Origin of the sequence: Dactylosporangium salmoneum (genome assembly GCF_039532525.1) — a bacterium.
In the GTDB taxonomy this organism is placed as follows: Bacteria; Actinomycetota; Actinomycetes; order Mycobacteriales; family Micromonosporaceae; genus Dactylosporangium; species Dactylosporangium salmoneum.
In genome coordinates this window covers 287,386-309,232 of record NZ_BAAARV010000033.1, presented here as the reverse complement: position 1 = coordinate 309,232, position 21,847 = coordinate 287,386, and the positions used below count along the sequence as shown (strand labels likewise).

At 73.7% G+C, this 21,847-nt stretch carries 19 protein-coding genes; 8 read left to right on the top strand and 11 right to left on the bottom strand.

Annotation, left to right across the window (positions count from 1 at the left end):
• Positions 1-2 precede the first annotated feature (2 nt).
• From ABD352_RS23335 to ABD352_RS23290, 10 genes are all read right to left on the bottom strand, one after another.
• Positions 3-890, bottom strand: coding sequence for a DMT family transporter (locus tag ABD352_RS23335; RefSeq protein ID WP_344614569.1), 888 nt, complete (start codon positions 888-890; stop codon positions 3-5).
• Complete coding sequence (locus tag ABD352_RS23330; RefSeq protein ID WP_344614568.1) at positions 887-1,747, bottom strand: AraC family transcriptional regulator; 861 nt, start codon at positions 1,745-1,747, stop codon at positions 887-889. The genes ABD352_RS23335 and ABD352_RS23330 overlap by 4 nt, the downstream gene beginning before the upstream one ends.
• A 34-nt stretch (positions 1,748-1,781) precedes the next feature.
• Positions 1,782-2,483 (bottom strand): ABC transporter ATP-binding protein, encoded by a 702-nt coding sequence (locus ABD352_RS23325; RefSeq protein WP_344614567.1) that lies wholly within the window; start codon positions 2,481-2,483, stop codon positions 1,782-1,784.
• A complete protein-coding gene (locus ABD352_RS23320; RefSeq protein WP_344614566.1) occupies positions 2,480-3,181 on the bottom strand; it encodes an ABC transporter ATP-binding protein in 702 nt (233 codons plus the stop codon). The genes ABD352_RS23325 and ABD352_RS23320 overlap by 4 nt, the downstream gene beginning before the upstream one ends.
• Positions 3,178-4,122 carry a branched-chain amino acid ABC transporter permease gene (locus ABD352_RS23315; RefSeq protein WP_344614565.1) on the bottom strand — a complete coding sequence of 315 codons (945 nt, stop codon included), beginning with the start codon at positions 4,120-4,122 and terminating at the stop codon, positions 3,178-3,180. Before ABD352_RS23315 ends, ABD352_RS23320 begins: the two co-directional genes overlap by 4 nt.
• Positions 4,119-4,985, bottom strand: a complete 867-nt coding sequence (locus tag ABD352_RS23310) for an ABC transporter permease subunit (RefSeq protein ID WP_344614564.1) — start codon at positions 4,983-4,985, stop codon at positions 4,119-4,121. Before ABD352_RS23310 ends, ABD352_RS23315 begins: the two co-directional genes overlap by 4 nt.
• A gap of 4 nt (positions 4,986-4,989) precedes the next feature.
• On the bottom strand, positions 4,990-6,180 hold the full coding sequence (locus ABD352_RS23305) for an ABC transporter substrate-binding protein (RefSeq protein ID WP_344614563.1): 1,191 nt from the start codon (positions 6,178-6,180) through the stop codon (positions 4,990-4,992).
• A gap of 23 nt (positions 6,181-6,203) precedes the next feature.
• Positions 6,204-6,782, bottom strand: coding sequence for a GTP-binding protein (locus tag ABD352_RS23300; protein ID WP_344614562.1), 579 nt, complete (start codon positions 6,780-6,782; stop codon positions 6,204-6,206).
• A gap of 175 nt (positions 6,783-6,957) precedes the next feature.
• Positions 6,958-7,350: a roadblock/LC7 domain-containing protein gene (locus ABD352_RS23295; RefSeq protein WP_344614561.1), complete on the bottom strand. Its 393-nt coding sequence runs from the start codon at positions 7,348-7,350 to the stop codon at positions 6,958-6,960.
• 55 nt (positions 7,351-7,405) lie between these two features.
• Entirely contained in the window at positions 7,406-10,132 is a 2,727-nt protein-coding gene (locus tag ABD352_RS23290) for a sensor histidine kinase (protein WP_344614560.1), read from the bottom strand.
• A 523-nt stretch (positions 10,133-10,655) separates the two neighbouring features.
• On the opposite strand from ABD352_RS23290, the gene ABD352_RS23285 reads away from it, so the two are divergent.
• The 3 genes from ABD352_RS23285 (at position 10,656) to ABD352_RS23275 (ending at position 12,630) form a co-directional block, all read left to right on the top strand.
• Complete coding sequence (locus tag ABD352_RS23285; protein ID WP_344614559.1) at positions 10,656-11,111, top strand: hemerythrin domain-containing protein; 456 nt, start codon at positions 10,656-10,658, stop codon at positions 11,109-11,111.
• A gap of 129 nt (positions 11,112-11,240) precedes the next feature.
• Positions 11,241-12,032 (top strand): helix-turn-helix domain-containing protein, encoded by a 792-nt coding sequence (locus tag ABD352_RS23280; protein WP_344614558.1) that lies wholly within the window; start codon positions 11,241-11,243, stop codon positions 12,030-12,032.
• A 34-nt stretch (positions 12,033-12,066) separates the two neighbouring features.
• Positions 12,067-12,630, top strand: a complete 564-nt coding sequence (locus ABD352_RS23275; protein ID WP_344614557.1) for a TetR/AcrR family transcriptional regulator — start codon at positions 12,067-12,069, stop codon at positions 12,628-12,630.
• Positions 12,631-12,950: 320 nt separating this feature from the next.
• Here ABD352_RS23275 and ABD352_RS23270 read toward each other — a convergent pair whose 3' ends face one another.
• Positions 12,951-13,685 carry a TetR/AcrR family transcriptional regulator gene (locus ABD352_RS23270; protein WP_344614556.1) on the bottom strand — a complete coding sequence of 245 codons (735 nt, stop codon included), beginning with the start codon at positions 13,683-13,685 and terminating at the stop codon, positions 12,951-12,953.
• A gap of 111 nt (positions 13,686-13,796) precedes the next feature.
• On the opposite strand from ABD352_RS23270, the gene ABD352_RS23265 reads away from it, so the two are divergent.
• From ABD352_RS23265 to ABD352_RS23245, 5 genes are all read left to right on the top strand, one after another.
• Positions 13,797-15,218: a hypothetical protein gene (locus tag ABD352_RS23265; RefSeq protein WP_344614555.1), complete on the top strand. Its 1,422-nt coding sequence runs from the start codon at positions 13,797-13,799 to the stop codon at positions 15,216-15,218.
• A gap of 93 nt (positions 15,219-15,311) precedes the next feature.
• Positions 15,312-17,894 (top strand): fibronectin type III domain-containing protein, encoded by a 2,583-nt coding sequence (locus ABD352_RS23260; RefSeq protein WP_344614554.1) that lies wholly within the window; start codon positions 15,312-15,314, stop codon positions 17,892-17,894.
• Between the two features lie 78 nt (positions 17,895-17,972).
• Complete coding sequence (locus ABD352_RS23255) at positions 17,973-18,899, top strand: AAA family ATPase (protein WP_344614618.1); 927 nt, start codon at positions 17,973-17,975, stop codon at positions 18,897-18,899.
• Between the two features lie 4 nt (positions 18,900-18,903).
• Complete coding sequence (locus tag ABD352_RS23250; RefSeq protein ID WP_344614553.1) at positions 18,904-20,004, top strand: DUF58 domain-containing protein; 1,101 nt, start codon at positions 18,904-18,906, stop codon at positions 20,002-20,004.
• Positions 19,998-21,847, top strand: a 1,850-nt coding sequence (locus ABD352_RS23245; RefSeq protein WP_344614552.1) for a transglutaminase TgpA family protein, incomplete at its 3' end; no start/stop codon positions are given. The genes ABD352_RS23250 and ABD352_RS23245, both read left to right, overlap by 7 nt.

The window sequence follows — 21,847 nt, the reverse complement described above, 5'->3', positions numbered from 1 at the left end:
GCTCACGAGGCCGTCGCCAGCTCCTTCGCGGGCGCCGGGTGCCGCGTGGCCAGGACCGAGCCGGCCAGGATCAGGGCGAAGGCCGCGCCGGTCAGCACGGTCACCTCCTCGCCCAGGACCAGCGCGCCGAGCACCACCGCGACGGCCGGGTTGACGAAGGTGATGACGGTGGCGCGTACGCCGCCCACCTCGGCCACCAGCGCGAAGAAGAGCACGAAGGCGAGCGCCGTGCAGATGACCGCCAGGGCCAGGGCGGCCAGCAGCGGGCGCAGGGTGGCGTGGCGGGCCAGGGACGGCAGGCTCGGGACGGCGACCGGCGCGAACAGCAGCGCCCCGACCACCAGGGACGCGGCCGCCACGCCGTAGCGCGGCACGTCCGAGAGCCAGCGCTCGATGATGAGCGGGCCGGCGGCATAGCAGATCACCACGCCGACGAGCTCGATCAGGGGGCGCGGGCCGGTGCCGGTGGCGTGGAAGCCGAGCAGCAGCGCGACGCCGGCCAGGCCGATCAGCAGGCCGGCCACGCGCAGGGCGGTGAGGCGCTCCGCGCCCGGGCCGAAGCGGGCGATGACGGCGGCGACCAGCGGTACGCCGGCGATGACCAGGCCGGTGAAGGAGCTGTCGGCGTGCCGCTCGGCGTCGGAGAGCAGCAGCCACGGCAGACCGATCTCCACGATCGTGTAGGCGAGCAGCGGCAGCCACGGGCGCAGGGAGGCGCGCAGCTCGCGGCGGGCCAGCGCGACGGGGAGCAGCAGCAGGGCGCCCACGGCGGTGCGGAGGAAGACCAGCTCGGCCGGGCCGATCTCGCGGACCGCGACCTTGATCAGCAGGTACGGGATGCCCCACACGACGCACATGGCGCCGAAGAGGATCCAGCCACGACGACTCATGCCCCCGATTCCACGGCCGGGGGGCGGGTCGCGTCTTGAACGCTGTTGCGGAATGCGGCCGGGGTGACGCCGGTCACCCGCTTGAACCAGCGGGTCAGGTGGGCCTGGTCGGCGAAGCCGGTGGCGGCGGACACCTCGGCCGGGGTGCGGCCGGCGGCGAGCAGGGCGCGGGCGTGGCAGACGCGCTCCAGGACCAGCCAGGCGTGCGGCGGGAAGCCGGTGGCGGCCCGGAAGACGCGCAGCATGTGGAACGGGGACAGCTCCACGCCGGCGGCCAGCTCGCGCAGGCTGGGCGGGCAGCGCAGGTCGGCCAGCAGGCGGTCGCGGATCTCGGCGACCTTGCGGGCCGCGGCCGGGTCCGACGCGCGCATCCCCGGGTCCGCCGGGCGCAGGGAGCCGTGGCGCTGGATGACCGCCTCGAAGGCCCACACCAGGCGGGAGTGGGCGGCGAGGGGGTCGCGAGCGGCGGTCAGCTCCTCGTGGGCCGCGCGGACGAGGTGCACGCTGCGCGGGTCGGTGATGATCGGGTCGCGGAAGCCGACGGCGTGGCGCCGGGCGTCGCCGAGGCCGTCGAAGAGCATCTCCGCGGTCGGGTACAGCACCCGGTAGGCCCAGCCCTCCGGGTGCGCGGCCATGCCGTCGTGGGGCTCGTCCGGCTCGAGGACGGCCAGGCTGCCGACGCCGGAGCGGCGCAGCTCGCCGCGGTAGTGGAACTGCTCCTCGCCGCGGGTGACCACGCCGATGGCGTACGTGACGTGGCTGTGCCGGGTGAACTGGTGCCGGCGGTAGCTGGCGGTGAGCAGGTCGAGCGCATGGCGGCCGTCGTCGAACCTGGACCACTGCGCCGACTCACCCATGTCATGACGCTAGCGCCTGTCGCAAGCCGGGGCGCTAGTGCTGGGCCACCTGCAGGGCGTGGTCGGTCAGCGACGGGTCGGCGCGCAGCTCGTCGGCCGTGTGCGTGGAGGCCACCACGCCGTCGGCGAGCAGGGCGACCCGGTCGGCGACGGCCAGGGCGTGCTCCGGCTGCTGCTCGACCAGCAGCACGGTCAGGCCGCCGCGGGCCAGCTCGGCCACGACCGCCCGGACCCGCTCGGCGAGGTCCACGGCCAGGCCCTCGCACGGCTCGTCGAGCAGCAGCAGGCGGGGCTGGGTCAGCAGGGCGCGGGCGATCGCGAGCATCTGGGCCTCGCCGCCGGAGAGCTGGTCGCCGCGGTGGCGGCGGCGCTCGTCCAGCCGGGGCAGGAGCTCGAGGACCCGCGGTACCGTCCAGTCGCCCTTCCGGCGCGACAACCGCAGGTGCTCGGCGACCGTGAGGCTCGCGAACACCCGGCGGCCCTGGGGCACCAGGGCGACGCCGGCGCGGGCGACGCGGTGCGCGGGGCGGCCGGCGAGGTCCTCGCCGTCCAGTCGCACGTGGCCGGCCCGGGGCTTGATGAGGCCGCAGATGGTGTGCACCAGCGTGGTCTTGCCGGCGCCGTTGCGGCCGAGCACGGCGAGCGCCGTGCCGGAGGGGACGCTCAGGTCCACCCCGTGCAGCACCGTGCCGCCGCCGTAGCCCGCCCGCAGGCCTTCCACCGACAGGGTCGTCACGGCTTCACTCCCGCGTAGGCGGCGGCGACCTCGGGCGAGCGGCGCGTCTCGGCCACCGTGCCGGTGTGCACGTGCCGGCCCGAGTGCAGGACGGTGACCCGGTCGGCGAAGCCGTACACGAGGTCGAGGTGGTGCTCCACCAGCAGTACCGCCACGTCGGAGGGCAGCGCGGCGAGGAGCCCGGCGAGCAGCTCCACCTCCGGCGGGGCCAGGCCGGCCGCCGGCTCGTCGAGCAGCAGCAGGCGGGGCGCGCCCGCGAGGGCCATGGCCAGCTCCAGCTGGCGGCGCTGGCCGTGGGAGAGCGCGCCGGCCGTCACGCCCGCCTGGTCGGCCAGGCCGACGGCGGCGAGGTGCTCGCGGGCCCCCGCGCGCAGCCGGCCCCACGGGCGCCGCGCGGCGACGAGCACGTTGTCGGCGGCGCTCAGCGTGGGCCAGACGGCCGGGTGCTGGTGGGTGCGGCCGATGCCGAGCCGCGCCCGGCGGGCCGGGGGCATCCGGGTCACGTCGCGGCCGGCGAAGTCGATCCGCCCGGCGGTCGGGCGCAGCGCGCCGGCGACGAGGTTGAGCAGCGTGGTCTTGCCGGCGCCGTTGGGGCCGATGAGGGCCCGCCGCTCCCCCGGCTGCAGCTCCAGGGCGACCCCGTCGAGCGCGGCGAGGTCGCCGTAGCGCCGTCCGAGCCCTTCGACGCGAAGAATCATTTCGATGTCCGTCGTGTGAAGCGCAGGCCGGCCAGGCCGTTGGGCAGGACGTACACGCAGGCGATGAACAGGATGCCGAGCAGCAGCGGGGCGTGGCCGGCGTCGGCCAGCCAGTCGCGGGTCAGCACCACCAGGGCGGCGCCGACGATCGCACCGACCATCGACGTAGCCCCGCCGATGACCACGGCCAGCAGGATCAGCGCGTTCACGTCGAAGCCGCCGTCGCCCGGGGACACGTACGAGTTCATGGTCACCAGCAGCGCCCCCGCCACCCCGGCGAGGAACCCGGCGGCGACGTAGGCCGCGGTGAGGTACCCGGCGACCGGGTGCCCGCTGGCCCGCATCCGCTTGGCGTCGTCGCGGGCGGCCCGCAGCATGGCCCCCGCCGGCGAGCGCAGCACCAGCAGCAGCCCGGCGACGAGGAGCGTGACGACCGTGAGCACGTAGAGGTACACCCGCTGATCCGAATCGAGCTCGACCAGCCCCGGCAGCGGCGTCACCTTGGCCAGGGCCAGCATGCCGTCGGTGCCGTGCGTCACCGCCTTCCACTGGCCGGCCACGGTGGACGTGAGCTCGCCCAGCGCGAGGGTGATCATGAGGACCACGACGCCGCGGGCGTACACCACCAGCGGGGCGGTGACCAGCGCGAAGAGGGCCCCGGCGGCGCCGGCCGCGAGCAGGTGCAGGATGCCCAGGTCGACGTCGTTGTGGATCAGGGTGGCGGTGGTGTAGGCGCCCACGAGGTACGGCGCCGTCTGCCCCAGCGTCGGCAGCCCGGCGGCCCCGGTGAGCAGGGCGACGCTGACGGCCAGCAGACCGACCGTGAGGATGTTGGCCGCCGTCTTGTTCGCGTAGTCGTCCAGCGTCCACGCGAAGGAGACCAGCAGCGCGAGCAGGGCCGCCGTGCCGAGCCCGGCGACGAGCTTCCAGGTGCGGGTCATGCCGAGCGCCCCGAGGGCAGCAGGCCGCGGGCCCGGGCGGCCAGGGCGAGGGCCATGGCGCCGAAGAGCGCGAACGGGGCGACGGCCGGCCAGTTCGGGCCGACGACGTTCTGGATCTCGCCGACCGCGACGGCCGCGACGAAGGCGCCGACGATCGAGCCCATGCCGCCGAGCACCACGACGACGAGGGAGAGCATGAGGACCAGGTCGGCGACGCGCGGGCCGGGGCCGATGATCGGGGCGCCGAGCGCGCCGGCCAGGCCCGCCAGGGCGCCCGAGCCGGCCAGGACGCTGGTGCGCACCGCGAACGGGGAGACGCCGAGCATCGCGACCATCTCGCGGTCGTCCACGGTGGCGCGGATCAGCCCGCCCGCCCGGGACCGGGTCACCAGCAGGCCGAGCCCGGCGGCGAGGAGCACCGCGACGGCGATGAAGGCCAGGCGGTACGCCGGATAGTCGTGCCCGGCCAGGTGCACCGACCGGTCGAGCGCCTGCGGCACGGCCACGCCCAGCTCGTCCTTGCCGAAGATGGCGACGAACCGGTCGCCGGCCACCAGCGCGACCCCGAACGTCAGCAGCGCCTGGGTCAGGTGGCCGCGGTTTGCCAGCGGGACGAGCAGGGCCGACAGCACCACGCCGCCGGCGCCCGCGGTCGCGGCGCCGACGAGCACCGCGAGCGCGAGCGAGCCCCAGCTGCCGTCGCTGATCTTCGCGGCGGCATAGGCGCCGAACGCGTAGAGCGTCCCGTGCGCCAGGTTGAGCACATCACCGACGCCGAAGGCGAGGGTGAGCCCGGCGGCGACGACGAACAGCAACAGGCCGTAGGCCACGCCGTCGACCGCCGGGATCAGGTAGTCGCCCAAGGGACTAGGCGCCGACCGTGGCGAGGTCCTGGACCAGCACGTTCGCGACGGCGCGGCCGTCGTTGCGGACCTGGCGCAGGTACCACTTCTGGATCGGGGCGTGGTTCTTGCCGAACTGCCACTGCCCGCGCGGGCTGGAGATCTGGCCCAGCTTGCCGACCTGCTCGTTGATCGACTCCGGCGTCGGGTTGGCCCCGGCCGCGCCGATCGCCCGGTCCAGCACCGCGGCCGCGTCGTAGGACGCCATCGCGTAGGTGGTGGGGGTGGCGTTCGGGTAGGCCTGGCGCCACGCGGCGACGAACTTGCGGTTCTCCTCGTTGTCGAGGTCGGGCGAGTAGTTGCACACGGTGTAGACGTCGCGGGCAGCGTCGCCCTCGGCCTGCAGCACCGAGCCCTCGGTGATGAAGGCGCCGTACAGCGGGATGTCCTTCGCGTCGGACTGCTTGTACTGCTTGACGAAGTCGATCGCGGCCTTACCGGCGTAGAAGGTGTAGACCGCCTTGGCCCCGCTGGACTTGATCTGGCTGAAGTACGGCAGGAAGTTCGTCGTCTGCGGGAAGGGCGTCCACTGCGTCTTGCCGCCCGGGTTGGCCAGCTGGCCGCCGATCTTGGCGAACTCGTTGGTGAAGCCGCCGACCTCGTCGTAGCCACCCTGGTAGTCCGGGCCGATCGCGTAGACCGGGCCGGCGACCTTGTCCTTGATGTACTGCGCGATCGAGGAGCCCGGGTCGGAGGACATGAAGCTCGTCGTCCACACCCCGGTGAGGTCCTTGAGCTCGGGGCGGCCGTTGGAGCCGATCAGCGGGATCTTCGCCTCGCTCAGCAGCGGCGCGACGGCGGCGACCGAGCCACCGCCGACGATGCCGGTCACGGCGACGACCTTCTCGTCCTTGATCAGCTTCGTCGCGGCCGGCACGGCGGTCGCCGCGCCGTCGCCCTCGTCGCCCACCTTGAGGTCGATCGGGTGGCCGCCGAGCTTGTTGTCGTGCATCTTGAGGTACAGGTCCAGACCGTTCTTCAGGTCAGTTCCGACCGCCTGGTAGGTGCCGCTGAGCGAGCCGAGGAAGCCGATCTTGAGGGTGGACGCCGCAGCGGCGCTGTCGGACTTCGGGTCGTCGTCCTTGGCACACCCGGCGCCCGCGAGCACCAGGCCGGTGGCCAGCGTGATGCTGACCAAGCGTCGTTGCAGAGACATTCTTCTCCTTGAGGGGGGTTTTTCTAGCGGCGAACGCCGGCGCGCTGCGCGAGGGCGTGCTCGGTCACGGCGACGAGGATCTCCTTGGCCGACGCCCGGGAACGCACGTCGGCGTCGAGCATCGGCACGCTCCGGTGGACGGCCAGGGCTTCTCGGATGTCCTCGAGGTGGTAGCGCGACGCGCCTTCGAAGTTGTTGACGGCGACGACGTACGGCAGCCGGCGGTTCTCGAAGTAGTCGATGGCCCCGAAACAGTCGGCCAGGCGCCGGGTGTCGGCGATGACGACCGCCCCGATCGCGCCCCGGCACAGCTCGTCCCACATGAACCAGAAGCGTTTCTGGCCCGGCGTACCGAAGAGGTAGAGGACGAGGTCGGAGTAGAGCGTGATGCGGCCGAAGTCCATCGCCACCGTGGTGCTGCCCTTGTCGGGCACCAGGGAGGCGTCGTCATGCTCGATGCTGGCGGCGGTCATGACGGCCTCGGTCGTGACCGGCGGGATCTCGGAGATCGCGCCGACCAGGGTGGTCTTGCCCGCGCCGAAACCACCCGCGATGATGATCTTGACCGCGGTCGGACGGCCGCGGCGGTGCGGATCGGTCACGCGTACTCCTCGCTGCACTCACCGGTCGCGTGACCGTATGGCTGTGCCGGCTGGCGACCGGCCCCTCCGCTTCGCTCCGGACCGGTCACGCGCCCTCCCCGCTGCGCTCGTCGGTTGCGTGACCGTAAGGGCTGTGCTGGCCGGTGACCGGCCCCTCCGCTTCGCTCCGGACCGGTCACGACGGGCCCCGGACAGCGGGGGTCAGCGCGTCGCCGATCCGGTTGGCCAGTTCCGTCATCTCGTACGACACCTTGCCCACGTCGGCGTTGGGCGAGGCGAGCACGAGCATCGACGCGCCGTCGCTGAACGCCATGCAGAACATGAACCCGCCGTCGAGCTGGGTCACGTTGGAGATGACCTGACCGGCCTCGAAGAAGCGGGCGGCGCCGGCAAGAAGGGCGACGAGACCACTGCCGGTGGCGGCGAGCTGGTCGGCCCGGTCCCGGGGCAGCGCCCGGGTATGGGCCAGCACGAGTCCGTCGGTGGAGATCGCCAGCGCATGGCTGACGTCGGGGGTGCGGCTCGCGAAGCTATCCAGCAGCCAACCGAGATTACTCGGGTCGGTCACAGACGTGGTCCTCTCCAGATGTTGCAGGTGCATCCAACGTGTCCCCTCGCCCGGATCAGCTCGGCGTGCGCCGGTTCGCGACGCCGCGCGCGTAGGCCGACATGGCCGCGGCCACCCGCGAGGGGTCGCGCTTGGGCGTGGCCGCCTGGATCGGCGTGCCGGGCCGCGGCGAGGGCTCGGCCGCTCCGGGCACCAGGTGCCGCCCGGCCGCGCGGACCGGCAGGCCCGCCGAGGTCGTCGTGCTGACCTCCGGCGTGGCCGCCTGGGCCGCCGCCTGCCAGCCCGCGTCGGCGCCGGACTCCCAGTTCGACGGCTCGGGGGCCTCGGTCTCCAGGCCGGCCGGCGTCTCGGTCCGGAACCAGCCGTTGACCGACTGGAAGATCGGCAGCTCGATCGCGTCGTCGTCGGCAGAGGCCGCGGCGAGCAGCGCCGGCACCTCGGGCTCGGGCAGCGGCGGCCACATGCCCGGGCCGGGCGGCGCGGGCTGCTGCGCGGGCGGCGGCGGCGAGTAGGCCTGGGCGGGCACGGGCGGGTAGCTCGGCTGGGCGGGGACCGAGGGCAGCTCCTGGGTCGCGGCCCACTGCTGGGCCGGCACCTCGAAGAGGCTCGGCTCGGCCTGGCGCTGCGGCGTGAACAGGTCGTTGACCGGCCGGGCGCCGTTGCCGGCGTGCGCGCCACGCTCGGCCGGGGCGCCGACGGCCGCGAGCTGCGGCCCCCGCTCCGAGGCCATGATCGGGCGGAACACGTCCTTGGGGATGACCACCTCGGCCAGCGTCCCGCCGTGCTGGCCGGGGCGCAGCTGGACGGCGATCTGGTAGCGCGCCGCGATGTGCCCGACCACGGTGAGACCCATGGCGCGCACGGCGGCGATGTCGATCGCCGGCGGGTGGAGCAGCAGCTGGTTGAGCTGGTCGCGGCGGGACGGGGACAGGCCGACGCCGGTGTCCACGACCTGCACGATGACCCGGTCGCCCAGGGCCCGGCCGGTGACCCACACCTCGGACTCCGGCGGCGAGTAGCCGGTCGCGTTGTCCAACAGCTCGGCCAGCAGGTGCACGATCTCGTCGACCGCCTCGGCGACGACGGCCACGTCGTCGTCGACGCTGCCGAAGCGGACCCGCACGTAGTGCTCGATCTGGGAGATGGCGGCCTGCAGCACCTTGCCCAGCGGGGCGTCCTCGCGCCGCACGCGGGCGGCGCCGGAGCCGCCCAGCACCAGCAGGCTCAGGTTGATCCGGGCCATCCGGGTGGCCAGGTGGTCGAGCTGGTAGAGGTCCTGCAGCCGGTCCGGGTCGGTCTCGTCCCGCTCCACCTTGTCGACCTGGGCCAGCACCGCGTCGACCAGTCGCTGCTCGCGGCGGGACAGGTGGACGAAGATCTCGGCCACGTTGGAGCGCATGACGGCCTGCTCACCGGCGATCCGGACCGCCTCGCGGTGGACCGCCCGGAAGGCCTGGGCCACGTCGGCGACCTCGTCGGAGCCGGCCACCGCCAGGGTCGAGGAGGCCCGCTCGGCGACCTCGTCGGGGTCGACCGTGCCGGGCGCGGCGGCCCGCAGCTCGGCCACGACCGAGGGCAGCTGGTCGTAGGCGACGGTCCGCGCGGCGTCCTGCAGGTAGCGCAGCCGCCGGGTCAGGCGCCGGGCCACGACACCGGTGAGGATGATGGCGACGAGCAGGACCACCGCCACGCCGGCGCTCTGCAGCGCGGCGCGGGTCATCTGGTCGTCGTGCACGACCTTCACGGACTGCTCGATGCTCTCGTCGACCTGCTGCTCCACCTGGTACAGCAGGCCCTCCCACCCCGACATGGCGTTGATCCAGGCGGCCGCGTCGACGGCGATGACCTGCCCGTTCGCGGTGCGCCCGACCTGGTCCTGCAGCCGCTGGGCGGTGACCACCTGCTCGCCGATGCCGGCCTGCTCGTACCAGGTCCGCCACTCGGCCGGGGCGAGCTGGTTGAAGGAGACCGTGGCCTCGGTGAAGCTCGTGCGGGTCGCGATGATCTCCTGCTGCAGCGCCGGGGTGAGCTGGCCGGCGGCGAGCGCGCGCAGCACGGCGGCCTGCTGCTGGCCGACCGCCTCGGCGGCGCGGGAGAGGGCGGCCGCGGCGCGGATCTCGTCGGCCAGGTCGGTCGGGGCGCCGGAGCGGGCCACCGACTCGCGGTAGGCCAGCAGGTCGGCGATGAGGATCCGGTAGCTGAAGGCGACGGCCGACACCGAGGCCAGCTTGTCGGCGCGCACCTGCTGGCGCAGCCCGTCCAGGGCGGCCAGGCCGGAGTCGACGCGGCGCAGGGTGTCGGAGTCGCCGCCGCCGGAGAGGCTCTTGCGGCGCTGCTGGTAGGCGTGCACCGCGTCGTCGGTCAGCAGGACCTGCTGCTGGAACGCGTCGACCCGGGTCGGCTCGTCCTTGAGCACGTAGTTGACCGCCGCGGCCCGCTCGCGCTGCAGCGCGTGTGCCAGGCCGCCGCCGCTGGTGGCCAGGGCCGCCAGGTCCTGCAGGGTGCGGGCGCGGCCCACCTCCTGCACGGTGGAGACGAAGGCGACGCCGGCGAAGACGATGACGGCGACGAGCGGGAGCGCCACGATGAGCCGCAGCTGGTCGACGATGCGCCGGCCGGTCCGCTGGCCGCTGCGTCCCTCGGCGGCGCCGCGCGGGGACGGCGGCAGTTCGCGACGAGTGGGGACCGCGGTGTGGCGGGTAGGCCGACGCTCGGGGCTCTGCCGCGGGTCGCGACCCTGCCGTTGGGCGGGCACGGGCAGCGAGCTCTGGCTTTGGGTCACGAAAAGTCCCCGCAGGCATCCGAGATTGACAATGCGCGTCGAACGCGGGCCCAGCCGGTCCAGGGGCGCAAGGCGCCCGAAATCCCGACTGTCGCATCGACGTTGTGCACAATCACAGCTCGGCCGATCCGTGTCAATACCGACGGCCCCTTCGCAGCGACGAACGCCTGTTTCCCACTCATCCGTTCGCCTGGAGTTAGCCAACCCGTACGGACCCAAACGGCTGGACTCGCGGGATTTTCGACTGACAGCTTCCGATGTAGTCAGCCAACTGGCGGCGGGAACTTTACGTTGCTGTAACAACACGTACGGCAATGTCGACAACACGTCCTGTCACTCATTGTCGTACAGAAATATCTTTTGGCGACAATGATTCATGCGGCGGCAATTTCCCGTCCGGCCCCGCCGGCGGGCACGGCCCGGCCGCCTCCCGGCCCCGGCTCCCACCCGCCGGTTTCCCTCATTCCCCCGCGCCACCACCCCGTGACGCGCGACCGTGGAGGAGACGAACTTAGGAGGGGACATGGCTTCCGACGCCGTCACGCTGATCACCAACGACCACCGGATCATGGAGCAGCTCTTCGAGCGCCTGCGGGCTGGCGAGGGCGACCGCCAGCTGCTGCTGGACGAGTGCGCCGCCCGGCTCACCGCGCACAGCCACGCCGAGGAGCAGAAGGTGTACCCCGTGCTGGCCGACCTCGACGCGGACGCGCGCGAGGAGGCCCACCGCGGCGCCGACGAGCACCACGAGGCGGAGCGCATGCTGCACGACCTGCAGCGCATCTCCCCGCAGGGGCCGGGCTTCGACGACCGCCTCGAAACCTTCATCGCCGCCGTGCGCCACCACCACGAACACGAGGAGGCCGAGCTGCTGCCGGCCCTGCGGGAGGCGCTGAGCCCGGAGCGGCTGGCCGAGGTGGGCGCGGACTTCGAGGAGGTCCGCATCGTGGAGCTGGCCGTCGCCGGCATCCGCGTGTAGTACCTGCCCGCGCTTGCCGTATGGCCCGCCTTCGGTACAGTCGGGCTGGTCATGGTCTATATCGGCGGACTGTCCGGAGACCCTGTCGGCGCGGCTCGGCTCAGCGACCTGCCGGTGGGCCGATCCCCCATGCGGACCGCGGACCACGTCGTGATCCTGGTCAGCGCGGGGCAGGGCACGCACGCGCTGGACTTCGTGACGTACGCCTGCCGCCCCGGAACCCTGCTGTGGGGCCGCCCCGGCCAGGTGCACCAGTTCGGCGAACAGGCCGGCTTCGACGCCACGGTGCTCGCGTTCGCCCCGGCCATCCTCCCCGAGCTGCCGCTGCCCGAGCTCGTCGGCGACCCGTTCGCCCCCGCCTGCTGGCAGCCGGCCGGCGAGGACGAGGAGGCGATCGTCGCCGAGATCGCGCAGATCGGCGTCGACCAGGTGCGCTACGGCGGCACCGCCTTCGGGGCCACGCTGCTGGCCCACTCGGTGGCGGTGCTGCTCATGCGCATCGCCGCGCTGGCACCGCCGCCCCGCCGGGCCCCGGCCGACCTGCTCATCGGGCAGCTGCGGGCCGAGCTCGAGCGGGAGGTGCGCCATCGCCGGGTGGAGGACTACGCCGAGCAGCTGCGCTGCTCCGTGCGCACGCTGACCCGGGCCAGCCTGGCGGTCACCGGGCGCAGCGCCAAGCAGCTCATCGACGAGCGGGTGGCCCTGGAGGCCAAGCGCCTGCTGGCCACCAGCCCGCTGCCGGTCTCGGAGGTGGGCCGCCGGCTGGGCTTCGAGGAGCCGACCAACTTCGGCCGCTTCTTCGCCCGCGAGACCGGCCAGTCCCCCGGCACCTTCCGCGCCGCCCTGCAGCGGCTCCCCGCGCCGCGGGTGCCCCACCAGCGCTCGGCGCTGCCGGGCCGGCTCACCCCGCGCATGGCCTGAGCTCGGCGTACCTACCCGTAGGTACGCTCGAGTCGTGAACGCGCGCGAACGCCTCGTGACCAGCGCCCAGGAGCTGTTGTGGGAGCGCGGGTACGGCGGGACCAGCCCGAAGGCCGTCCAGGAGCGCGCCGGCGCCGGGCAGGGCAGCATGTACCACCACTTCGCCGGCAAGGCCGACCTGACCGCGGCCGCCCTGGAGCGCACCGCGGCCGCCGAGCGGGAGCGGGCCGAGTCGGTGCTGGGCGGGGACGGCCCGGCGCTCGAGCGGATCGCGGCGTACCTGCGGCGGGAACGCCCGGCGCTGCGCGGCTGCCCCATCGGCCGGCACGCCGCCGACCCGGACCTCGTCGCCGACCCGGCGCTGCGGGCCCCGGTCGAGCAGACGTTCGCCTGGCTGCGCGACCGGCTCGCCGGGATCGTGGCGGAGGGCCAGCGCGACGGCGAGCTGCGGGCGGACGTCGAGCCCGCCGCGATCGCGGCCGCGGTGGTCGCGGCGGTGCAGGGCGGGTACGTCCTGGCCCGGGCCGCCGGGGCGCAGGAGGCCTTCGACCTGGCGGTGGACGGCGCGGTGCTGCTCGTCGAGGGCCTGCGCGCCTGAGCATTTCGCCGCAGTGCTCCGCTGTTTTGCGATAAGTCGGGCGCTGGCGCGCCACGACTTATCGGACTTATACCCTGACCGGGCAAATGTCCGAAACAGCCGCAATCGCCGCGCGGTGGTCCGGCTTTTCGGGCAAATCGCCGCCGAGTCGCCGGGTAAATACCGCCTGTCGTGCTTTCCGCCTGTCGGGGTATAAATCCGACATGTCGTGGCGCGCCAGCGCCCGACATGTCGTACAAGCCCGAGCCGTCCTAATACGGGGATGCGACGTCGACACAAGGACAAATTGCGGCCAGGCGAACAAGCGGGCAAATGCCCCGCTAAGGGGAAATTCGGCACTCCGCCGGCTTGCCCGGGGCCGGCCCCGACGGGGACGTCTCCAGCTCCAGCGCCGCCGCCTCGCGCCCCACGAAGGGCACCAGCGTGAAGTACGACAACGTCGGCAGCAGCGAGGGAAGGCGGTCGACGCGGCCGGCGGCGACGTAGCGGTAGACCGTCGCGTAGATGCCGCCGACGATGGTCTCCACCAGCTCCTCCGGCATCGGCAGGTCGGCGGCGCGGGGGGCGTCGGCGAAGAAGCGGTCGAAGCGGCGCAGCAGGCGGGCCCGCTCCTCCCGGCCGTGCGGGCCGGCGGCGTCGATCTCGACGACCGCCATCGTGGCGAAGGCGGGCAGCTCGGCGAGGACCTGGAGCATGACCCGCAGCGCGGCGCGGGCGCCCTCGCGCCAGCCGGACTCGGCGCGGTAGGCGTCGTCCATCAGCTTCAGCAGCAGGTCGGTGCCGTGGCGGTAGGTGGCGATCAGGGCGTCGTCCTTGCCGGCGAAGAGGGCGTAGAACGCCGGGCGGGTCACGCCCGCGGCCCGGCAGATGTCGCTCACCGTGGCGTTGGCGTAGCCCTTCTCGGCGACCGTGTGGACGAGCGCGTCGAACAGGCGCTCGCGCTGGTTGGCCGCGACGACCTCCGGCGGGACGCGGCTCGGGCCTCGCTTGATGGCCCTCGCCGGGTCGCGGCCCTCGCGGGCGCCCGGGAGCGGGCTCAGCGTTTCTCTCGCCATCGGACAAGTATCGATCGCGGAGGCGAACAGCGGCCAGCGCGCGGGCAACGCCGATGGGATCCGTGCCCCACCGGGTGGCGGGCGGGCGGCGGGACAGGGCAGAGTATCCGCGTGTCTTCGTCCGCCCAGTTGGCCAACGCCGTGCAGGGCGCCCGGGCGATCGCCGCGCACGGCGATCAGCGGGGCGCGCTGGCACTGCTCGACCAGGCGCTCGACGCGGCGGCGGCGACGCTCGGGTCCGACGACCCGGACGTGCTGGCCGCGACCGGGCAGCTCGCGCGGTACCACGTCGAGCTGGGCGAGCTGGCCGACGCGCGCCGGGTGCTGGAGGAGGGGCTGGCCGCCGGGTACCACCGGCTGGGCGACGGGCACGCGGTCATGCTCGGGCTGTCCTACGAGCTGGCCCGCATCGCCGACGAGCTGGGCAACGTCTTCGAGGCCAAGCGGCGCTACGGGCAGCTGGCCAAGCTCGGTCCGGCCGCGCTCGGCGAGGGGCACCCCAGCGTGCGGGCCGCCCGGCAGTACCTCGGGCTGCCCGAGCCGGAGGGCGCGGTCCACGTCCCGGCGCCCCCGCCGCCGACCTTCGACCCGGTGAGCCCGCCGCGCACCTTCGACCCGGTGAGCCACCCGCCGCAAGCACCGGCACCCCACGCACCTCCGCCGCCGCCGGCACCGACGTTCCACGCACCACCGCCCTCGCCGGCACCGACGTTCCACGCACCACCGCCGTCCCACGAGCCGACGCGCCAGGCGCCGCCGCCCTCGCAAGAGCCGGCGCTGCAGGCCCAGCCACCGACGCTCCAGCCGCCGGCGCTCCAGGCGCCGCCCGCCGAGCAGCTGCCGATCTACCGGCCGGAGCCGCGGGACGAGGAAGACCAGCCGACGATGTCCCTGCAGGACATCCAGGCGGCCCAAGCGCCGCCGGAGGACGACTACCAGCCCGCGCCGTGGCAGCGGGCCGCGCCCGGCGTGCTGCAGCGGGCCGACTACGAGCCGCTCTCCGGCCCGAACTGGCAGGTCGCGCCCCCGCCCAGCTCGGCGACCGCGCCCCCGCTGCCGATCGACGAGGCCCCGAAGCGACGCTCGCCGATGATCGCGATCCTCGTCATCGTGATCGTGGCGGTGCTCGGCGGCGGGATCGCGGCCGGCGTCGCGTTCTTCGCGGCCAGCAACGGCAACGACGTCGCCGACCCGTCGCCCACGCAGGCGGCGCCCGCCGACTCGGCCACCCCGACCCCGGCGGCGTCGGCCGGGTCGCCCGGCAACCCGCGCGCGCCGGGGAGCCTCAAGCTGAAGGACAACTCGACGAGCGTCACGCTCACCTGGAAGGACCCGTCGGCGGGGAACGCCCCGTTCGTCGTGGCCGGCGGCAGTCAGGGCGCGATGCGGCAGTTGCAGGGGCTGCCGGCGGGCACCACGAAGTACACCATCAGCGGCCTGAACTCGAAGCTCGAGTACTGCTTCACCGTGGCCGCCGTCTACGGCACACAGGACGTGCAGCTCTCAGATCTTGTATGCACCAAGCGTAAGTAGCAGGTAGCCGAGAGCACGCCCGGGTATCCGGCACCCATCGACGGGAATATGATGGGCGCCGGTTTCGCCGGAGGGGGCCGGGATGGTGAAGAAATGCGTCTGAACCTGCGCTCACGCAAGAGCGGCGGGGTGGTCACGCTCGCCACCGTCGTGGCACTGCTCGCGGTGCTCGGCCTGACGTTGTTCGGCACCGGCGCGGCCAACCACGCGGTGGCGAGCTTCGACGTCAGCGCCTGGATGTGGAGCGCCGACAAGGGCGAGATGGCCCGCGTCAACGGCGTCACCAGCAAGGTCGACACGCGCACGAAGATCACCGATGCGCAGGGGCACACGATGCAGGTGACCCAGAGCGATCGGTTCGTCATCCTGCGGGACCTCAACACCGGCAAGATCAGCGTGCTCGACCTGTCCAGCCTGAGCCTCGGCGCCACCACGCAGACCACGCCCGGGCTGGGCGTGACCGTGGCCGTGCACGACGACACAGCGTTCGTGGTCGACACCGTGCAGGGGCAGGTCCGCCAGCTCGACCCGGCCACCCTGCTGCCGGTCGGCGAGACGCTGAGCTTCCCGCCGGGCATCTCCGGCGGCACGTTCGACGACAGCGGCAAGCTCTGGCTGCTGGTGCCCTCCGAGGGCACCGTCGTGGCCATCGAGCCCGCGCCGCAGAAGAAGCCCTCCCCCGGTGGCGGCCAGGGCGGCGGGTTCACCGGCGACCCCGTCAAGGTCAGGACGGTGGGCGTCGCCGACCCCAGCCACGACCTGGCGCTGTCCATCCTGGACGCCGGGGTGGCCGTGCTGGACAAGACCGCCACCACGCTGACCACCCTGCGCGGCGACACCGTGAAGAAGGTGTCGCTGAAGCTCGAGGGCGAGGGCGCGATGCCCGGCCGCACGGTCGGCGCCGACGTGCCGGTCACCGTGGTCGACGGCGGGCACGTCTACGTGGTCAACAACGACAAGGTGACCGACTTCGCGGTGCCCGGCGACAGCCCGCGGCTGCAGCCGTGCGTGGCCTGGTCCGGCCGCTTCTACTGCGCCGACGACGCCACCGGCACCATCTACGTGCTCGACGGGCAGGGCAAGGCGCTCGAGCCGATCCGCATCCAGGCCGGCGGCAAGCCGCTGGAGCTCGAGGTCCGCGAGGACCGCATGTTCATCAACGCGCCCGGCGGCTCCACGGCCCGGGTCGTGGACAGCAAGAACCACGTGACGACCGTGGACAAGTACGCCAACGACGTCCTCGGCGGCGACGCGCCGCCCGTCCCGCCGCCCCCGCCGCCGGCCAAGCCGCCGGTCGGGCCGCCCGGCGCGCCGGGCCGGGTCACCGCGGTGGCCGGCGACGGGGTGGCCCGGGTGACCTGGACGGCCGCCCCGCCCAACGGCGCCACGGTGACGAAGTACGTGGTCGAGGGCGACGGGCAGCCGCCGCACGAGGTCGGCGGGAGCCTGCGCGCCCTGGACATCACGGGGCTGACCAACGGGCAGACGTACAAGTTCACGGTCTACGCGGTGAACGCCAAGGGCAACGGGCCGAAGAAGGCGGCCAACCCCGTAGTGCCGACCCGCGAGGTGCCCGACCCGCCGGCCAGCGTGGCCGCGACCGCCAACCCGGACGGCACCGTCGCGGTGTCCTGGCCGGCCGCCAACGGGCAGGGCCACAAGATCGCCAAGTACGTGGTGACGACCGTGTCGTCGGCTGAGGCGAAGACGTACGAGACGGCCGGCCCGGCGATCAGCATCCCGGCCGGGGAGCTGCCGTACGGCACCCAGGTCGCCTTCAAGGTGGCCGCCATCAACGACATCGGGGCCAGCTCCACCCAGTCGCCGCTGAGCCCGTCCGTGGTGCCGTTCAACAAGCCCACGGCGCCCGGCTCGTTCACCGTCAAGGCGGTGGCCGACAAGCGCGGCACGGTGGTGGCGGCCTGGAAGGCGCCGCAGGACAACGGGGCGCCGATCACCGGCTACGAGGCCACGGTCAACGGCACCAAGACGAACATCGACACCGCGCTGAGCCACGAGTTCGGCGGGTTCAACGACGCCGAGCACGTCACCGTGCAGGTCCGGGCGATCAATAAGGCCGGGATGGGCCCGGCCGCGTCCGGGGCCGCCGACACGCTCGCGGCGCCGAAGATGACCGTCGACGACGGGGCCGACACCGCCACCCTCAACTCGATCACCGCCCACTTCACCGCCACCGACGGCGGCGGCGCGCCGGCCACCTGCCGGCTCGACGTGGCCGGGGTCGGCGGGACGCAGGGCACCTGCTCCGGGTCGCTGACGATGAACGGGCTGTGGCCCAACACGGCGTACACCTACACGGTCTCGATCACCAACGCGGCGGGGATGACGGCGAGCGGCAACGGGTCGATCAGCACGCCGGTGTACAAGGGCACCGTGGTCTGCACCGTCAACAGCTACTGCGGCAAGGGCGCCTCCGGCGGCGGCATCTGGGTGTACAAGACCCCGTCGCAGAACGGCACCTCGGTCGGCGACACGTACAACGGGGACAGCTGGGTCGCCATCTGCCAGACCAACACCGGCACGTCGATCAACGCCGAGCCGTACGGCGGCAAGCAGAGCAGCCAGTGGATCAAGATCGAGTACAAGGGCGAGAACTACATCCCCTACGCCTGGTTCAACCTCCCCAGCGGCACGGGGCCGCTGAAGCCATGCTGATGGAGCACCGTGATCGCGCCTGAACTGTCCGTCGTCTCCGGTCCACCGAGCAACGAGGAGGTCGGCGCGGCCGCCGAGCTGATCGGCCGGCTCGCGCACAACGTCGAGACGATCGTGCTCGGCAAGCCGCACGTGGTCCGGCTGACCATGACCGCCCTGCTGGCCGAGGGGCACGTCCTGCTCGAGGACGTGCCCGGGGTCGGCAAGACCACCCTCGCGCGGGCCATGGCGGCCAGCGTGCAGGGGCAGTGGCGGCGCATCCAGTTCACGCCGGACCTGCTGCCCTCCGACGTCACCGGGGTGACGATCTTCAACCAGGCGACCCGCGGCTTCGAGTTCCACCCGGGGCCGGTGTTCGCCAACATCGTCATCGCCGACGAGATCAACCGGGCCTCGCCGAAGACGCAGTCGGCGCTGCTGGAGGTCATGGAGGAGCGCACGGTCACCGTGGACGGCGTCCGGCACGGGGTGCCGCGGCCGTTCCTGGTGGTGGCGACGCAGAACCCGATCGAGATGGACGGGACGTACCGGCTGCCGGAGGCGCAGCTGGACCGGTTCCTCATGAAGCTCGCCGTCGGGTACCCGGCCGAGGCGGTCGAGATCGAGGTGCTGCGCGGCGCCGTCACGCGGTCCCCGGAGTCGCTCGACCCGGTCGCCGACACGCAGGTGGTGGCCCAGCTGGTCCGGCTGGCCCGCCGGGCGCACATCGCCGATCCGCTGCTGGGGTACGCCGTGAAGCTGGCCAACGCCACCCGCTCGCACCCGCAGGTACGCATCGGCGTGAGCCCCCGCGGCGTCATCGCGCTCACCCGGGCGGCCAGCGCCTTCGCGCTCACCGACGGCCGCGGCTACGTCGTGCCCGAGGACATCAAGACCCTCGCCGAGCCGGTCTTCGCGCACCGGCTCGTGCTCTCGCCCGACGCGCAGGTCCGCGGGGTGGCGCCGGCCGACGTCGTGCGCCAGGTGCTCGAGACGGTCCCCGTGCCGTCCCCGGCCGCGGCCTGAGCGGATGCGTCCCACCTCGCGCGGCGTGGGCCTCGGGGCCGCCGCCGCGGCGCTGCTCGGCGTCGGGCTCGTCTTCGGCTACCCGCATCTCGTCGTGCTCGGCACCGCCGCGGTGGCCGCCCTGATCTTCGCGGCCGGCTACGTCTGGTGGCGCCCCCGCCTGACCGTCGACCGCGGCGTGGAGCCGGACCGGGTCATGCGCGGCGAGTCGAGCACGGTCACGCTGCGGGTCGGCAACGCCAGCCGGCTGCGCGGGGCCACGCTGGTCGCGCACGACCGGTGCGGGACGGTGTCGATCCCGGTGCCGCTGCTGCGGCTCAAGGCGGGCGGGGAGACGACGGCGCAGTACCAGGTGCCGACCGCCCGCCGCGGCGTGGTCGCGATCGGGCCGCTGCGCGTGGTGCGCCGGGACCCGCTCGGCCTGCTCTTCCTGGCCCGCGGCTACGGCGGGACGGCGCAGGTGTGGGTGTACCCGCGCGTGCACCGCCTCGACGCGGTGCCGACCGGCATCCAGCGCTCCCTGGACGGCCGCGACGACAAGGTGCCGCACGGCACGATCACGTTCGACACGCTGCGGGAGTACGTCGTCGGCGACGAGCTGCGCCGGGTGCACTGGCGCACGTCGGCCAAGGTGGGCGAGCTCATGGTGCGCGAGCAGCTGGACACCAGCCTTCCCCGCCTGGTGGTACTGCTGGACGACCGCCGGGCCTCGTACCCGGACCCCGAACTGTTCGAGGCGGCCTGCGAGGCGGCGGCGTCCCTGGTCATGGCGGCGTTCCGCGAGGAGCTGCCGATCGTGCTGCGCCTGCTCTCGGGCGCGCACGCGGCGGGCCGCTCGACGCGCGACTACCTGGACATTCTGGCCGAATCGGAACTGTCCGCGGCGGTGCAGCCGATGCAGCTGCTGCGCGGCCTCGGCGACACGCTGATCTACCTCACCGGCGACCCCGACCTGAGCCACGTCAGCACGCTGAAGACCGCCTACCCCACGCTGGTGGCGGGCGTGTTCGGGGAGACCAGGCCGGCGCTCGAACGGGTCGTCGTGCTCGCCGCCCGCGACGGCGAGGAGTTCGCCGCCGCCTGGGACGGGGTCCAGGCATGGTGAGGCGCCTGCTCGTCCCGGTCAGCCTGGTCGCCATGCTCGTCCTGGCCGGCCTGGCCCTGGCCCCCATCTACAACGGCACCCTGCTGCCGCTGCTCACCGCCTGCGCCGCGGCCGGATCCGTGCTCGTCAGCGTCGCCGTGCGCCGCCTGCCCGGCTACACCGCCGCCCCGGCGTCGGTGCTCGGCCTGGTCGTCATGGTCTTCGCCGCCGTCGCCGTGTCCGCGCGGGCCGGCCAGGTCGCCGGGTCCATCCCCGACGTGGCTCGCGAGGCGCTGCGCAACAGCATCCCGCGCCTGCTGACCGCGCTCATCCCGATCGAGCCGCAGCCGGACACGGTACTGCTGCCCGTCATCGCCACCTGGCTCGCCGGGCTGGCGGCGGCGGAGGTCGGGGTGCGGTACCACCGCGTCCTGCTCTCCTACGCCCCGCCCACGGCGCTGCTGGGCGGCGCGCTCTACCTCGTCGGCCCGGACACCACCGCGGCCCGGTCCACCACCTGGATCCCGCTGGCCTACGCGGCGTTCGCGGTCATCGGCCTCATCGCCGGCTCCCGCCCCGACTTCGCCGGCGACGAGCTGAGCGCACCGCAGCGGCGCACCCTGGGCCTGCGGGTCGGGGCCGGCGCGGCGGCGGGCCTGGCCGTCATCGTGCTGCTCTCCCAGCTGCTCGGCCCGGCCGTGGCCGGCCAGGGCCGGGACACCCCGGTCGACCCGCGCGCCTACGTCACCCCGCCGCAGCTGGACGCCCTGGACGAGAACCCCCTCGTCCGGCTCTCCGGCTGGAACCTCAACAAGGACCAGCACCTCTTCGACGCCGTCGTCCAGCCCGGCCCGGGGGCCCAGGCCGAGCCGCTGATCCGGCTGGCGGTGCTCAGCGACTACGACGGCATCACCTGGCGGATCGGCTCGGTGTACCGCAACGCGGGCCGCGTCCTGGGCCGCCCCGACGGCGACGGCCCCGAGGTCACCCAGACCATCACCATCGACGAGCTCGACGGCCGCCTGCTGCCCGGCGTCGCCACCCCGCAGCGGGTCGAGGGCGTGCGGGTCGCCTACGACGCCGGCACCGGGACCATCGCGCTCAACGACAAGCTGCGCAAGGGCCTGACGTACACCGTCACCTCCCGCCAGCAGCCCCGCCCCGACGACCAGGCGCTCTTCGCCGCCGACGTCCCCGAGCCGGAGGAGGCCGCGCGCTTCCTCGCGCTGCCCGGCAAGGTCCCCGACTCGATCGCCCAGCTCTCGGCCCATCTCAACGAGGGCGTCTCCAACCCCTACCAGCGCGCCTTCGCCGTCCAGCAGTGGCTGGAGGAGCACTACAAGCTGGTCGCCGACGCCCCGAGCGGCCACGCCTACCCCAACGTCGAGCACTTCCTCTTCGGCGCGAAGCAGCTGGGCGGCCAGAAGGGCACGTCGGAGCAGTTCACCGCCGCGTTCGCGGTGCTGGCCCGGCTGGCCGGCCTGCCGACCCGGGTGGTCGTGGGCTTCCAGGCCCACAAGGGCGACAAGGCGATCCGCGGCGCCGACGCCCTGGCCTGGCCGGAGGTGCTGTTCAAGGGCTTCGGCTGGGTCGCCTTCGACCCGCTGCCCAAGTCCGACACGGTCCAGCGCCCGGTCGAGGACGACTTCCGCCCGAAGCCGCCGGCCTCCCAGCCCCCGCCGCCGTCGGTCCCGCCCCCGTCGGACGTGGCCAGCGCCGCCGCCTCCCGCTCCCCCGCGCCGCCGGCCGCGGCCGCCCCCGGTTCCGGCGGCAACCCGGCGCTGGTCGCCGCCTCGGCCGCCGCGGTCGCGTTCCTGCTCGTGGCCGGTTTCTTCGCGGCGGTACCGCTCGTGCTCGGCCGCGG